General features: G+C 56.2%; 13 protein-coding genes and 1 pseudogene. 8 read left to right on the top strand and 6 right to left on the bottom strand.

Features of this window, described 5'->3' with window-relative positions:
• Positions 1-31: 31 nt before the first annotated feature.
• Entirely contained in the window at positions 32-751 is a 720-nt protein-coding gene (locus tag AC0IM9_RS12320) for an Lcl domain-containing protein (protein ID WP_482804195.1), read from the bottom strand.
• A 224-nt stretch (positions 752-975) separates the two neighbouring features.
• On the opposite strand from AC0IM9_RS12320, the gene AC0IM9_RS12315 reads away from it, so the two are divergent.
• The 4 genes from AC0IM9_RS12315 to AC0IM9_RS12300 all read left to right on the top strand — a co-directional run bounded on the left by AC0IM9_RS12315 (position 976) and on the right by AC0IM9_RS12300 (position 5,086).
• Entirely contained in the window at positions 976-1,620 is a 645-nt protein-coding gene (locus AC0IM9_RS12315) for a LuxR C-terminal-related transcriptional regulator (protein WP_482804194.1), read from the top strand.
• A complete protein-coding gene (locus AC0IM9_RS12310) occupies positions 1,617-3,434 on the top strand; it encodes a sensor histidine kinase (RefSeq protein ID WP_482804193.1) in 1,818 nt (605 codons plus the stop codon). Before AC0IM9_RS12315 ends, AC0IM9_RS12310 begins: the two co-directional genes overlap by 4 nt.
• Before the next feature lie 140 nt (positions 3,435-3,574).
• Positions 3,575-3,919 carry a hypothetical protein gene (locus tag AC0IM9_RS12305; RefSeq protein ID WP_482804192.1) on the top strand — a complete coding sequence of 115 codons (345 nt, stop codon included), beginning with the start codon at positions 3,575-3,577 and terminating at the stop codon, positions 3,917-3,919.
• A gap of 135 nt (positions 3,920-4,054) precedes the next feature.
• A complete protein-coding gene (locus tag AC0IM9_RS12300; protein WP_482804191.1) occupies positions 4,055-5,086 on the top strand; it encodes a MerR family transcriptional regulator in 1,032 nt (343 codons plus the stop codon).
• A gap of 106 nt (positions 5,087-5,192) precedes the next feature.
• Here the strand turns inward: AC0IM9_RS12300 and AC0IM9_RS12295 are convergent, their stop codons facing one another.
• The 3 genes from AC0IM9_RS12295 to AC0IM9_RS12285 form a co-directional block, all read right to left on the bottom strand.
• Complete coding sequence (locus tag AC0IM9_RS12295; protein WP_482804190.1) at positions 5,193-5,846, bottom strand: hypothetical protein; 654 nt, start codon at positions 5,844-5,846, stop codon at positions 5,193-5,195.
• Positions 5,847-5,985: 139 nt separating this feature from the next.
• Positions 5,986-6,231: a hypothetical protein gene (locus tag AC0IM9_RS12290; RefSeq protein ID WP_482804189.1), complete on the bottom strand. Its 246-nt coding sequence runs from the start codon at positions 6,229-6,231 to the stop codon at positions 5,986-5,988.
• Positions 6,232-6,592: 361 nt separating this feature from the next.
• Entirely contained in the window at positions 6,593-7,249 is a 657-nt protein-coding gene (locus AC0IM9_RS12285; protein ID WP_482804188.1) for a hypothetical protein, read from the bottom strand.
• A 218-nt stretch (positions 7,250-7,467) separates the two neighbouring features.
• On the opposite strand from AC0IM9_RS12285, the pseudogene AC0IM9_RS12280 reads away from it, so the two are divergent.
• The 4 genes and pseudogenes from AC0IM9_RS12280 to AC0IM9_RS12265 form a co-directional block, all read left to right on the top strand.
• Positions 7,468-7,733, top strand: a pseudogene (locus AC0IM9_RS12280) (IS5/IS1182 family transposase); the annotation flags it as partial.
• Positions 7,734-7,982: 249 nt separating this feature from the next.
• Positions 7,983-8,444: a hypothetical protein gene (locus tag AC0IM9_RS12275; protein ID WP_482804187.1), complete on the top strand. Its 462-nt coding sequence runs from the start codon at positions 7,983-7,985 to the stop codon at positions 8,442-8,444.
• Positions 8,445-8,549: 105 nt separating this feature from the next.
• A complete protein-coding gene (locus AC0IM9_RS12270; protein WP_482804186.1) occupies positions 8,550-9,002 on the top strand; it encodes a hypothetical protein in 453 nt (150 codons plus the stop codon).
• Positions 9,003-9,099: 97 nt separating this feature from the next.
• On the top strand, positions 9,100-9,375 hold the full coding sequence (locus tag AC0IM9_RS12265; RefSeq protein WP_482804185.1) for a hypothetical protein: 276 nt from the start codon (positions 9,100-9,102) through the stop codon (positions 9,373-9,375).
• 466 nt (positions 9,376-9,841) lie between these two features.
• On the opposite strand, the gene AC0IM9_RS12260 is transcribed toward AC0IM9_RS12265, so the two are convergent.
• Entirely contained in the window at positions 9,842-11,935 is a 2,094-nt protein-coding gene (locus AC0IM9_RS12260) for an ATP-binding response regulator (RefSeq protein ID WP_482804184.1), read from the bottom strand.
• 264 nt (positions 11,936-12,199) lie between these two features.
• Positions 12,200-14,608, bottom strand: a complete 2,409-nt coding sequence (locus AC0IM9_RS12255; protein WP_482804183.1) for a phospholipase C — start codon at positions 14,606-14,608, stop codon at positions 12,200-12,202.
• Positions 14,609-14,623: the final 15 nt, after the last annotated feature.

Raw genomic sequence — 14,623 nt, 5'->3', positions numbered from 1 at the left:
AAACTTTAAGTGAACAGGCTGCTTCTAGCGGCTAAACCTTGCCACTCCCGGATCGTTGCGTATAGAGCAACCCCATCAGCATGCTGCCGAATAGCCAGACTGCGCCCGGTAACGGCACAGCCGCCACATCGCCGTCGCGCACCGCCCAAGCCCTCATCGTGCCGCCGGCGGATGAGAAGTAATATTGCTCTCCGGTGGACAATCGAAAGCCCCACGCCAAACTGGATGAGCTGAAGTAGGATGTGCCGAACCAGTAGTAGTCGGACTGGAGATTGCTAAACAGCGACTCGTCGTTGGGGTTGGCCGGATCGTCGATCAAACCATAATCAAACTGTTGCTGGCCGCTGCTGTTGACCAAGGCCTTATTGCCGAGCGCTCCATAATACAGGCTAGCCAATTCTGAGCTGGTGGTGTCGACGTTGTAGCCGCAATCGCTGCCGCTATAACTGTAGTTGCAGCCGGGGCTGCCCAAATCGGTGAGCGTCGGCAAGCGCCAGTCGCTGTAAGTGACGTTGCGAACCGCGTCGTGGATCGCCAAGCCGTCAACCCAGGCGTTCGCCTCGTTCCAGTTCATATGCCCATCCTCATCGTATCCGCTGGTTTTGGCGTAGTTGGCGTCCGCCAGCCAGGTGATGTTTTGGACGCTGTCGTAAATCAGGCCGCCACCGCGGTCGAATAATTGGGCTTGCGCGGCCGGAGCCGCTAAGATGCCGCAAGTGATAACGGCGCTGGCCATCAATTTGAATTTCATAAGATAAGCTCCGAATCGGAAAAATAACCAAAAATTGTTTCAGTTGGCGGGCATTATCGAGAAGGGTTTTTGGCGGTGGAACCCCACCGCAGTGGGGGTAGTTTAGCCGTTGGAATCTGTTAAGATGCAAATCATTTGCATGTATAAAAGCAATCTTGACTCTCCAGGAAGAGCCGAGATAAAACCTTCGGCCGCCTGAACTTAATTGCAAGGAGAACATGATCGTGGACAACTCGGCTTGGGCAGTGGTAGTGGACGACCATCCGCTGGTAGCGCACGGCATCGCCGATTTTTTAGTGACGCATTGCGGTTTTAGCCGGGCGCAGCCGGTATCGGCTATCGCCGAATTTTGGCCGCTGCTGGAAACCGACCAGCCGCCGGCACTGGCCGTGGTCGATTTTTGGTTGCCGGACGGCGCTTCCTTGCCACTGCTGGCCGAATTGAAACAACGGCATCCGATGATTCGGGTGCTGGCGATCAGCGCGGACGACGACCGAACCGTCGCCGAAAAAATCGCCACAACGGGCACCGACGGTTTCATTCACAAACAGGCCGCGCCTAAGCTCTTCGCCAAAGCCGTAACGGCGGTGATGGCCGGCGAGATCTGGTTCCGCGGTCAGTCCCCATCGGCGTTGACGCTGGCGCGAGAATTGCCAATCACCGCCGCCGAGTTGGGTCTGACGCCGCGGCAGGGGCAAGTGTTGGCAATGATGTTAAAAGGCTTACCGAACAAGCGGATTGCATTGAATCTATCCTTGTCGGAGCACACGGTGAAAGAGCACGTCACCGGCATCTTAGAACGTCTGGGCGCGAAAAACCGGATCGAAGTGATTACCAAATTGCGCGGCCGCAGCCTGGAGAATCCATGACTGTTGCGGCGAGCCAAGCTACTCCTGCAGACGCCCGCTTACGCTTCGAAGACCTGGAGCCGGACGGTCAGGCTCGGCTGTTGGACATGACCCACAACCGGCTGGTGTTCGGGATTACCATCATCCCCTTCGTCGGCATGCCTTTTGTGTACTGGAAATACCAGTTAGACCAAAACGCCTGGGGTTTGCTGGTCTGGACCATCTCTTATCTGCTCGCAGTAGCGGGGGTACGCCTCCAATTTCGGCAATACCAACAAGACCGTAGCGCGCTTTGCGCGACCGATGCGATCAATAGGTGGATGCCAATCATTCTGCGTATGGCCTGGGCTCATGGCTTGGGCCTAGTGGCGCTGGTTATGGTGATCGCCGGCCGGGTGCCGTTTGAATTTGCCTTGCTGCTCTATATGAGTTTGGCGGCAATCATGGCAGCCAATGCCACGCATCAATCTCCAGTGTTCAAATCTTTCAAACGGTTTTTTTATGCCGGCTGGGGCGGCTGCACGCTGCTGACGCCTTGGGCCTTCCCCGAGCATTGGCATATGATCATGCCGCTCTGCATCAGCTACATTTTGTCGATTCACCGCCATTCGGCGATCGCCCACCAATTCTTTTTGCAACAGGTCAGGCTGGAGGAAGACAGCAAGCGTCTGGCCGAAGATTACCGGCAAGCCAAAGAAGAAGCCGAAGCGGCGCTCTATGCCAAAAACCGGTTTCTGACCACGGCCGCTCACGACTTGCGCCAACCGGTGCATGCCATGGGCTTTTTGATCGAATCCATTTCCCGCCGTAACCGCGCCGCCGAGTTGCGGCCGGCCCTGCAGGATTTGCGGCAAAGCGTGCAGTCCGTGACCCAGATGTTCAATTCGCTACTCGATTTGTCCAAGATCGAACTCGGCGCGCAACCGGTGAAACTGCAACCGGTGGCGATCGATCCGCTGATGACCGATATCGCGACCCTGTTTCGGGAGGAAGCCCAGGCCCGCAGCATCGACTTGCGGGTCCGCACCAGCGGCGGCAAGGCGTTGGTCAACGCCGATCCGCTGTTGCTGCGGCAGTCGATGATTAATCTGATGCAGAACGCCTTGCGTTATACCCAGCGCGGCGGGGTGCTGATGGCGGTGCGCCGCCGCGCCGGGCAATGGCAATTCGAAGTCTGGGATACCGGGGTCGGCATCGCTCAGGCCGATCAGCAGCGGGTGTATTCGCCGTTCTTCCGCCCCGAGCATGCCTGGCGCATCGATAATGCCGGCCACGGCCTGGGGCTGGCGGTGGTGGCCCGCTGCGCCGATCTGATGGGTGCCAGCCAGGGCTTGAATTCGCACGAAGGCCGGGGCTCCCGCTTCTGGTTGCGGCTGCCGGCGGCAGAGACCGGCGAGCGCCGCTTGGCGGTGCGCGAGACGCTGCCCTTGGCGCTGGGCGGCGATACCCGGCTGCACGGCCGCTGTCTGGTGGTCGACGACGAGCCCCAAGTCCGCAGCGCCTGGGAAGCCTTGCTCTGCGCCTGGGGCATCAGCGCCGTGTGCGTGGCTTCGGCCGGCGAAGCCTTTGCCGAGCTGGACGCGGGCTTTGCACCGGACGCCATCTTCTGCGACCAACGCCTGCGCTCCGGCGAGAGCGGCTTCGAATTACTCCAAGCGCTGTTGGAACGTTGTCCGGAAGCCGCCGGAGCCATGATCAGCGGTGAGTTCGATTCGCCGGCTCTGGCGCAGGCCGAGCAGGAGGGCTATCTGGTGCTGCATAAGCCGTTGGAGCCGGAGGCCTTGTACGCCTTGTTGTGTCGAATATTACCGGTGGCCGACAACGACCACGCGTAAAGCCGTTGGCGCGAACTCACGCAAATGGCGCCTATTTTGCTGGATACGCTGGATCGCCACCTTAAAAGCCGGAGTTTGCCATGAATATTTCCACCATAAGCCCCAACCTTGCCGCAACCCGAACAGTCAGCGGAAAAACTTTGCCATCTCCACCGCAAGTCAAAACGGATGCTGCCGGCGATAGACAGCCGTCGCCGCCTACGGTTGATATGCGCAATGTCTCGCTAAACGAAATCAATGCCTTGATCAAGTCCGGCGTGGATGGTTTGCTGGATGTCGTGCCCTACATGCCGACCGCCACCATCAACCCAAGCGCCGTAGCGGATGCCGGCGACGTGAAGGTGGACTATTTAGGCCAGATCGAGGGGCTGATCGAATTCCGGAAAAGCCGTCACGAAGACACCGCCTTTCTGGAACGGGTGCTGGGCAACGTAAAACGCCTGGATGGGATAGCCTTGCCGACGAAACTGGACGTGATGGCTTGAGTCGGTCTTGGCTGAGTCATCAAAACCTCACGAATTCAGTCGCAGTCGGGGAAGGGATTATCTTTCTGACGGCCCTTGACCCTGACGTTGCGTCACGCTCTATGCTGACGGCACGCATCAGGCAGGAGGCAAATCGTGTTGCTTAAAGTGGGCGAACTCGCCAAACGCTGCGGACTGACCGTCCGCACCCTGCATCACTACGACAGCATTGGTTTGCTTAAACCTTCCGCGCGCTCCGATACCGGCTACCGGCTGTATCAGCGGGGCGACATTGCCAGATTGCATCAAATTCAAGCCTTAAGGCAGTTTGGCTTGTCACTGGCCGAGATCGGGGACATTTTGGCAACGCCCGACCTGAATCTTGCGACTATCGTCGAACGCCAGCTTGAAGCCCTGGACCGAAAGATTGCCCAAAGCCAAGCTTTGCGCCATCGTTTGTCCGGGTTAAAACGGCAATTGACTCGCGGCGAGGAACCGGAGCTGGCCGATTGGCTAACCACTTTAGAGATGATGACTATGTATGATAAATATTTTTCCGCCAACGATCTGAAGCGCCTGCCGCTGCTGGATATCGACGAGACTTCTACCGCCGGCGAATGGGCGGCATTAGTCGAGCAGGTACAAGCCGCGATGCAGACAGGTTTGGATGCGGACAGCACACAGGCTCAGGCCTTGGCGATGCAATGGATAGGCATGCTGGTACGCGACACCCAAGGCGATCCCCGCTTGCTGGTGAAGCTGAACGCCATGATGGTGAGCGAACCGACCATGCAAACCAAAACCGGCGTCACTCCGGCCATTGTGGCTTACATTCAAAGCGCTTTCGTTGAGAGTAAATTGCGGATCTACGAAAAGTACCTCAGTGCCGACGAATTCAGCGTGATGCGCGCGAATTACGGCAAGCAGGCCGACGCTTGGCCGCCACTGATCGCCGCAATCCGCCAGCATTTGGAGGACGGCACGCCGCCCAGCGCCCCCGAGATGCAGGCACTCGCGCGAACCTGGCTGGGCTTGTTCCGCGCCTACGCCGGCGACAATCCGGACACCCATGCCAAAATTCGTGCCGCGCATCAGGCCGAGCCTTACCTATTCTTTGGTACGTTTATCGATCCGCCTTTGCTGGCGTATGTCTATCAGGCGATGGCCCAAATAGCCCAGGCGCATTGAGGCTGCGGTGAAGCGGATAAACTGCATCGATCTCGACGAACACAAGATCGATGCCGCAGGAGACCGACTCGGTAAGGAGTCGTCAGCGTGATCGGTTAAAGCAGATTTACAACGCGCCTTCCGAGCCGGTGAATTCTAGCCCCGACACATTGCCTCTCACGTCGGAAAAGCATTTCCAGGGTGCAGTGGCTTCGGGGACCAGCACCATAATCGCCATGCCGGCTTCAGAAGAAAAGATGTCTTTAATCTTCAGCAGGCTTTTGTCGGCGCCGACTTGTTTCGCAACGGCCGCCAGACAGGACTTTTCCGCAGCGCTGGTCAGGCTGACATTGCTGTCCGCGCTGTCTGTAGTCGCGTTGCTGGCAGGGATACCCACGCTAATAGTGAAACTGACCGGTTTGCCTGAGTCTTTGGCATTCCCTTTCAGGTAGACGCGAATAATGTAATCCCCGTCTTTCGGTAACGTCCCGGAATAATGGTCACCTTCATTCATACCCACAAATAGGGCTTCATAGGTGCTGCCTGGCGGGATGACGTTGAAATAGGCCGCGCCTTTGCCGGCTTTAAAATCCACGTTCAAAGTTTGGCCGGCCTTGGCTCGCAACACGTAATCGACGTCCTCGCCGCCTTTCACAGTCCCTTTGATGGTTGCGCTGGATTTGCCTTTTGGGAATTGCACGGGTTTGCTCGCCGCCTCGGCGGTGGCAAGTAGGCTCAACGTTAACACGATGCCGGTGAGCAAGCTGAGTAATTGGGTCATGGTGTACTCCGTTGTTTCAAGTTAGCGACGATTAGGGACAATCAAGCCGGTCGTTGCGGACTATAACATCCGCCGGTAATGTCAATTGGTCACGTTTGTTACCGCTACAAACGGGGATAGCGCCCGAAAACCGTAAGCGCTAGCCACCGGTAACCACCGCTTCGGGGATTTCGTAGCGTTCCTCATTTCCGATTCGAATCAAAAACAAATCGCCGGAGCGCTCGAATATCAACGTCAAATTGTCGTCGTAAAAAGCCGGCTGACCGGAAATGAACTCGATACGCCGCTCGCCGCGGCCGTTACGATTGATCCGGACTTCGGCATTGCCTGCGCCCTTGCGAACAACCCCAAACGGGCAGCGGCCGGTCGGTGGGCCGAGCTCCAACGCACAGGGAATATGGCCGCTAGCGTGAAATGCAAAGAAACTTGGTCATTTAAGTCTCCGCTGGGTTTCGCGTTGCTCTACTCAGCCTACGGCCCTGCGATTGAGCCGAACGTGCTTAATCCGGCGATCAGGAAATTTCGTGTCGTAGCCCGTATTAAGCAACGCGGAACACAGGATCGAATTAAAACCCAACCGGATTGCACGATAGAAATCCGCGCCGGATTCCGAGTCGTCAAATCCCGGATTCCGCTTACGCTCCATCCAGGCTACTTGCTAGGCGGGCCGCGGCTATCCCGTGCATGCAGCAAAGCCGACCACCCGTCGAAACAGCTACGGCTCTGGCCAACCTGTTTGGATTGACTCAGTTGCAAGCATCGGCTGCCGTGTAGACGATGGACTGGTAACGGCCCTCGTTTGTAACGATGGATACGCACGCGCCGCTGTGGTTTTCCCGCCAAAACTGGGTTGGCGTGTCAACCGAGGAGGACGAGCGCGAAAAGTGGTAGCCGCGCCGCGATAACTCCCCTTCAGCCTGTCCGGCACGGGCACCCACCATGTCGGACAAACTGTTTGGCGTTTGTCCGAAGTGGCTGTTGTTTCCGTTGCTGTATTGGTTGTTGTAACGCTGGTTATGCTCGGAATTATGCTGTTGATCGTGATGCCGCCCGTAACGGTTACCCGGGGCATTTTCGCAATCATGCCGGCCTTTCAGATGTATCTTATGAACTTTGTTGTTCTCTTCTTCGAATTCATAACACTCATTTTTTTGCTCGTTAAACCACCAACTGTGCGAACCTTCCCGGCCGTATTCGCCGTATCCGCGATCACGCAATTCGTTTTCCGCTTGATAAACGTTTTTGCCCTTCAAGTCGTAGACCAGGATGGTTTTAAGCTCCTGACCAAGATTGTGGTTATAAGAACTTCCGTTCGAATTATTCGGATTGACAACACAGCCGCTCATGCTGATCAAAGCAGCAGTGGCAGTGACGATTATCAGGGGTTTAAAGCGGCGCAGCATAAGACTCTCCTGGGGTTACGGTGAAGGTAGTAGCGAATTGCCAATCGTTTTCTTGTCGGGTCAAGCTTGGTCGGCAAGGACCATTTCGCCAAGTTTTGAACGACGTTAACAAAGAGTCTAGTCCATGTTCAGAGTCGCCCAAAGTCGAGTTTCTTCCCGTCGGCTAGCGCCGATTTGACCTTTTAGCCGCAGCGGGAAACGCTGATTAAATCTTCCGTGACGACAAGAAAGACTCGCAGCATCTCGGCCTGAATTGGCGCATCAACGACAAAGGCAAACCCGGCAACAACCTGTCGCACAGCCAGCGTAAGCACAACCGGAACTACGCGTCGAGCAGAGCCTGGGTCGAGCCTATTTTCCGGATCATTAAATACCCATCAAGGCACAAGTGCCAATTCGGTTTCCACAAGCGCCCTTACCGGGGCTTGGAGAAAAGGGGGCTCAGGTCAATTGGCTGGAGGGCTTGGTGAATTTGTATCTGCTGGCATATTCCAGTCCAAACCAGCCACCCATTCCGATTGAAAACCGCCACCGGTTCCGATTAAAACTCAGCCATCGATTCGGTATCGTTACGCCAGTTTCGAATGACTGCTTTTAGACGTGGCAAATTGGCACAACCGACCCTTTGCTGCCTACCGCCTAACGTGATTCAATGGCAGCGATTGAATCATTACCTGTCATAGCCGCCTATCATTGATGATATACAGAACTTTCTAATTCCTAGTTGGGCGACATGATTCAACGTATTTGCCTATTGGCGCTGTTCTTCCTAAGTGGGACTCTTGCGGCTCCATGTGCGATCTCGCAGCAGAATCCGCCGGAACCTGAGTCCCGTGCTAAATACCGCAAGTGCGAGATGCAGCAGCGAATTTTTGATGGTTACTGCTGGCTCTCCATGGTCGATCTCATTTCGAATCCCGAATTGTTCGATGGCCAAAAGGTCTTAGTGCAGGGGTACGTCCACAGGGAGTTTGAAGGTAATGGCGTCTACCTTCACAAAGACGATTTTCTATATGGTAACAGTCACAATGCGCTGTGGCTTAATATGGCTGGTGCTATTAATCTCCATAAGTGCCAAGACACCTATGCCACGATAAAGGGAACCTTCAAGGCCGGGCTAGGTGGGCACTTTGATATGTATTCAGGTGTGCTTGACCACATCACAGAATGCACCAAGGTCAAATTACTGCGGTGAGCAGGCAACATGTTGCCCAACCAACGGGTCAACTTGACCGGCAAAAGCTACGCTCCTATCGTCGCTACGCTTTCGCCGGCAAGTTACCCTTATCGTTAGACCTCTATGGACGACTCACTCAATTCTCCAGATCCACGCTACGGTGCTTGGAAGTTCATTCACGAGATTGAGCTTGAGGACATGCGCGCTCATCCGGTTTGGCTTTGGTGTATGCAGCTAGGCTTGCCCGACGAGGACGATGGGCCGATTGGTGGCGACGAGACTTCGATGCGACCACTGCTTGAGTCTGATGTCGTGCCTTTGGACCACATTGCACCACCGCTCATTTTGCTGCGCGTCGATGGCACAGACTTTCACGCGTCCGGGCTTTACGACACCAAGAAGAGGATTATGGAGTCCATCTCGGTATTCGCGCATGGAGATGTCAGCGCGCCAGCACGCGTTCCAGATTTGCCAGAGCCGGTTATTTACGTCGCTGTTCCGTCCATCGGAGGTCGTCGCGACGTTCGGTTTCGTTCAGAGAGCAGGAGTTCAGATGAAGCGACACAAGAGGTCTAACCATGCGCTGCAGCGAACCCGGGGTGAGCGTCGCGGTTGAAATCATTGCGTCCTGTGGGCAGGGTCGCTGAGCTTGGGTCGTTAGGTGCTCTATGTTATGAAGCAGGTACTCCCACATATCGACATTGGGTTTCACGAAAGCGGCAGAGTATTGTTGGTCATCGGAGACTACGATTTATTTGATTTCATCGATGACTATTTGACTGAGAAATGCGATCTCCTGTACGAATCAAGGAGTTCAGCGGAGAGGGTTGGTGGTGAGGTTATCACCATGTACTTTCCGGCTGGTGTTGATGCAGCAGAAGTGGAGAAATGCCTCTCAAAGCTTTCGCCCGAAGAAATTGAAGAGATTTATCAGCTCAATAATCGGTAATCAATCGGTGGCAAATTGAATAACGCACCTAACCCTACGCTCGAGTTCGCCCCCTTTGGGGGCTGGGACGCGCCTTCGGCGCGCCCCTCAGCTACACGTTAAACGAGCAATTTCTATCATAAACCGGCCATTCAGAAATCAACCACGAAGGTCGCAAATTGGCCGATCCAAGGCGTTCAAAATCTGGCTGGGTTTGAATCAAAAGCGATGACGGCGATCCAACCTGAATGCCCGGCTGTTTTGATCGAACGGCCGTACGGCAGATAAACGATTGGCGTAAGGTGGATTCGCGAAACAATCCACCATTGATGTCTTGCGATATACCTGCGCCATTTGATCTTGCACTTGGTTTGGATTTTGGCGGATTGTCGCCACGCTCCGAATCCGTCTATGAACTCCTCCCGTTTTGCAAGCCGATCACTTCGAATTTGCTGGAACGCCGTCGTAGTTTGCTTGATTCCGCCCCTCACGATCTGGCATTTGCCGCGCCAAGCAAGTGCTGCAAGGTTGCACGTAGTTTGGCGGGATTGACCGGCTTGTGCAGCAACGGAAAGCCGCTGGCATCGGCCTCGCGTAAGCGTTCGGGACCGGTATCGCCGGTGACGACCAGCACCTCGAACCGGTAGCCCAGTGTTTCCCGCAAATCACGCGCGAAATCGATCCCGGAAACGCTATCGGCCAGCCGATAGTCGGTAATCAGCAAGTCAACCGCCGAATCCGCCCGCGCCAGCTCATCCAAAGCTTGCGACAAGGATGCCGCCGCCAAAACCCGGCAACCCCAACGCGACAACAGGCCGCTCATGCTCTCCAGCACACTACTATCGTCATCCAGCAACAACACCTGCTTCCCGGCCAGCAGCGTGGTCGCCAGCAGCGGATGGCCGGCCTGAGCCTGAGCCGGGCGCGACGCAGACTTTAGCGCCAACGGCATCCTCAGCGAAAAGCACGAGCCTTTGCCCAGGGCAGAACGCACCTGGAGCGGATGGCCGAGCAGCCGCGCCAGCCGTTTGACGATGGCCAATCCCAACCCCAAACCCTGCCGGCGATTGCGGCCGGCGTTGTGTAGCTGGTGAAATTCGACGAAGACTTCGTTTAACTGGTCCTCGGGTATACCACGTCCGGTATCGATCACCTGAATTTCCAGTTCCGCTCCACGCAGCCGGGTACCGACCAAGACCCGGCCGTTCTCGGTATAGCGCAGGGCATTGCCGATCAGATTGCGCAGCATCCGCTCCAACATCGCCGGATCGGTCACCACCGGGTATCGGCCGGGCCGGAAGTGCACGGTATTACGGTTTTCCTGAGCCAAAGGCTGAAATTCGGCGCGCAGCCGCTCGAACAACTCGGCGAGATCGCAGGCTTGCAGTTCGGGCGTGACTACGCCGGCGTCCAGCTTAGAGACATCCAGCAGGGCGCTCAGCATCGAATTGACGGCGTCGATAGCGTCATCGATCCGATCGATCAAGTGCGCCGTGTTCTCGCCGCGAACCCGCTCCGACAATTCCCCGAAAAACAAACCCAGCGCATGAATCGGTTGACGTAAATCGTGGCTGGCCGCGGCCAGAAACCGGGTTTTGGCGGCATTCGCCCGTTCCGCGTCGCGCCGGGCATTCTCCAGAGCCAACTCGCGCTTGATCAGGTTACTGATGTCGGTAAACGTAATCACCCGGCCGCCGTGACGTAACAGTACCTGCAGAATTTCGTATACCGGGCCGCCGGGCAGATGGTAATGGGCCGGGCCTTGGGCGCTGACCGGCAGCGGCGGATTCGCCGCAGCCAACAACTGCGCCAAGTTCTTGCCGGGTTCGACTTGGCAGCCGACCGCGGCCAAGGTATCGCTGAACCGCGCATTCCACATCCGCAAGCCATCGTTCTCGTCCGACATCGCGATGCCCTGCCCCATGTTTTCCAGCGCGGTTTCCAACAAGGTCGATTTTTCTTCCGATTCCTGGCGCAGCGCGACATTCTCGAAACTCAACTCCAGCGCGTGGTTGAGCATGTTGGAAAATTTTTGTGTGTAGTAGTAGCTTAACAGCGGTAAAAACGAAATCGTGATCGCCGCGGCAACGAAATGTTCGCCGCCGTAATAGAGCAACTCAAAGACAAAAGTCAGGCCGATCGGTATCGACAGCATCAAGACGGCCGGATAGTAAGCAAACCAGCTCATCATCGCGCCTACGGCCTGGATAATCGGCGGCAAGCAGACCAGCAACACATTGGCGGGGTCGTCGATATCCAGAAACAGAACGATACACAGTATCCAGCCCAAGCTGGTCAGCGCGCCGGCCGATAACACCAACATTTTGTACAGCGTGATGTTTGCCGCCAGGCGCTGCTTGCGGGGCCGGTAGTAATGCAAAATCGACCAACGCGATAAATGGGTCAAGGATGAAAACACAAACCATGCCAGCAATTGATTGTGCGGCGCGGTATGCCACAGATCGATCACGATCAGCACCGGGAACGGCAGCATTAACAGCACGGAATTGCTGATCGCGGTCGTCACCCACAACCGCTCCACTTCGATTTCGTTTCGATATTTGGATTCTATGGCAGACATGCGTTTAACCTCGTTTCAATCGCACGGCATTAACCGATTTACCAGCGTTTGCCGGCAGTGGAGGCTAACGATTATCGCAAGCGGATAGTGATATACCAATCAACATACCCAATAATTCGAGGCCGCCGGAGCTTGGTGTATTGATCCGACCTTGCGCTGTTTTTATGTCCCTTCGCCCTGAGCCCTTCGACTGCACTCAAGGCGACCGGTTAAAACATATCAGAGTCGATTCAATGGCGATCGACCTTACCCGGAACGGTCGACTTATTTCGGCGAAGTCGGCCCACCCCCGTCCGGTAACGGGCCGGTATCGCCGTCGCCGTCTCCATCCCATTCCCTGGCACGGGTCGAGCCGGCGAAGAACTGGTAGCGTCTGCGGAACAACATCGCATGAAAATCCTCATCGTCCGCGCCTTCCCAGAAATCCGGCACCGGACGCACCGGTACCGCCGGCGGCGGCGGCACCGGAATGGCTGGCCTGTCGCCGCGCGGGCTGGCACGCAGAAACGGCTCCAGATCGTTGGCTTGCGCCATGCGTTCGCCCATATCCGGCGGGTTATTCGACAAAAAGCGTTTGGCAATCGTTTTCAGGATAGAGGTATGGTCGAAGGTTTTTTTGGCGACGCTGCCGCGCTCGACCCAAGGCGATACTACCAAGGCGGGTACCCTGGGGCCATAGCGGTCCATACCCTCCGTGGTCGCGGCACCGGAAATCAGCGGCGCTGTTGGCGGCGACACGTGATCGAAAAAACCGCCGTGTTCGTCGTAGGTAATGATCAACAAGGTTTTGTCCCAACCCGGCCCGGCCATCAAGGCATTGACCACTTCTCCGATCAAACGCTGGCCGTGGCCGATATCGGTGGGAGGGTGGTCGTCGGCGCCCGGCGGCGCATCGATGAAGTCCGGGTCGATAAACGTCACCGCCGGCAGCGTGCCGTTGCGCGCGGCAGCATAAAAGCCATGCTCCGGATCGCGCGCATCCAATACCCGGTCATTGTCGAACACGTAACGGTCGAACAGCCGGAGAAAACCATAACCGTGTTCGTAATAGCGCCAGGACACACCGGCCGCACTCAGGTGTTCGAAAATGGTTTTATCGTCGGCCAAGCGGGCACCGCCGGAAAATTTGGGATTGCCCACCTCAAACTTATTGGCGGCGTTGCGGCTCAAGCGGCCCGTGACTTGGTAAAAACGGTTCGGAAAGGTTGGCCCCGGATGTGCGCAAAACCAACGGTCGCAAACCATGAACTCCCGCGCCAAGGCATCGAATACCGGCACTTGTGGCGCCTGATAATAGCCCATCACCTTGCCCGAATCGGTGCCTTTGGCGGCAAATTTTTCGGCAAAACTGGTGACGAAACCATCCATACGGCCCTTTGGCGGGTTAGCGTCGTCCCAGTTGACCTGGGTCTTGACGCAGGTAAAACCGTGGCAAGGGTCTTCGATGAACAGCGTACCGGGCAACGGAAAAGACGGGTAATCGACGCCGTTGTACGAATTGGTTTCGTTGCCGTTCAGGCCGTCGATGTCGCTGCGAATCCGGCCGTCGGCGCCGCCTTCTTTACTCAGATAACCCAGCATGTGGTCGAAGGATCGGTTTTCCATCATCAGCACTACGATATGGTCGATGTTGGCCAACCGGCCGGGCGGCAACGGCGGCTGCGGCGTTTCCGGGATCGGCGGGCGCTGTTCGCCGCCCAAATAGTCGATCAACAGCCGGCTGCCGTCGCACCACGCCCCGACCACCGCAGTATCCTTGCCCAGCAACCATTCGCTGAGGTAGCGGTTCAGGCCGGGCTCGTGGCCGCTCGCGGTCCGTCTACCCTTCGCCAGTTGCACCAGTATTGCTGCGCCAATTTCAGTGAACAGTTTTTCGACTTTCTTGATGATCAGACTATCTCCGGGGACCCAATCAAAGTCTATGTCGACACGGATGAATTCCTTGTAAAGCTTCACTCGCAAATCGTCCCGCAGCGAAGCTTTAGCGCCGACCGAACCGGTCGCCTTGAATACCTTGCCTCTGAATTCGACGACTGCCAGCATAAGCCTGCTATCCAGCGCCTTGTATTGAACGCCAAGCAGAGCCTGCTTCACCAAGTCATCGAAGCCGGCGATATTCAATAGCCGTTGCTCGCCATCAAGCATCAGCGGTACGGCAAAATTAAATTTCAGTTTTTTGATGTTGACGTCGGGTAACCATTCGATCTGGATTTCCGGCTCCACGCCTTTGGTCTCGAACTCAACTTCGATGCCGATCTCAGCGGGCGCACCCGGTTGCGGCGAACCCATGGTCAAACGGATGCGATCGGTACCTAAGTCGTTGATCCGAACAAATTTGCCCCCAATACGTTTCTTGGTTAGCAGGCGCCGGGTGCCGTAAACCTCGTCCTCAAAATGCACGAACACCCAGTTTTCGCCGAATTGGCTACCGGAGAGCCGCACTTGAAACAACATGCGTTCCCGCAAATTGACAAACTCGTCGAATTTGCGCTGAAACAATGCCAACGGTAACAGCCGTTGTCGTTTGATGCCGGCATCCCGGTAATTGGGGATACCCATAGCCGCCATCAGCTGCCTTACCGATAGCGGCTTCGGCAATTTGTAGGGTTTCGCCAGTTGCCGAATACTGACGGATGAGCCGGTTATTAATCCGCTACTGCGTAAACTAGGCATGTTCGCCTCCTTAAA

The sequence above is a fragment of the Methylomonas sp. Uni0011 genome (assembly GCF_056850255.1).
This window is presented reverse-complemented; position numbering and strand designations above follow the sequence as displayed.

Excerpts from the sequence above, each read along its gene's own strand:
- AC0IM9_RS12320 (WP_482804195.1), bottom strand. The coding sequence starts at position 751 with ATGAAATTCAAATTGATGGCCAGCGCCGTTATCACTTGCGGCATCTTA.
- AC0IM9_RS12310 (WP_482804193.1), top strand. The coding sequence starts at position 1,617 with ATGACTGTTGCGGCGAGCCAAGCTACTCCTGCAGACGCCCGCTTACGC.
- AC0IM9_RS12295 (WP_482804190.1), bottom strand. The coding sequence starts at position 5,846 with ATGACCCAATTACTCAGCTTGCTCACCGGCATCGTGTTAACGTTGAGC.
- AC0IM9_RS12285 (WP_482804188.1), bottom strand. The coding sequence starts at position 7,249 with ATGCTGCGCCGCTTTAAACCCCTGATAATCGTCACTGCCACTGCTGCT.
- AC0IM9_RS12275 (WP_482804187.1), top strand. The coding sequence starts at position 7,983 with ATGATTCAACGTATTTGCCTATTGGCGCTGTTCTTCCTAAGTGGGACT.
- AC0IM9_RS12270 (WP_482804186.1), top strand. The coding sequence starts at position 8,550 with ATGGACGACTCACTCAATTCTCCAGATCCACGCTACGGTGCTTGGAAG.
- AC0IM9_RS12265 (WP_482804185.1), top strand. The coding sequence starts at position 9,100 with ATGAAGCAGGTACTCCCACATATCGACATTGGGTTTCACGAAAGCGGC.
- AC0IM9_RS12260 (WP_482804184.1), bottom strand. The coding sequence starts at position 11,935 with ATGTCTGCCATAGAATCCAAATATCGAAACGAAATCGAAGTGGAGCGG.
- AC0IM9_RS12255 (WP_482804183.1), bottom strand. The coding sequence starts at position 14,608 with ATGCCTAGTTTACGCAGTAGCGGATTAATAACCGGCTCATCCGTCAGT.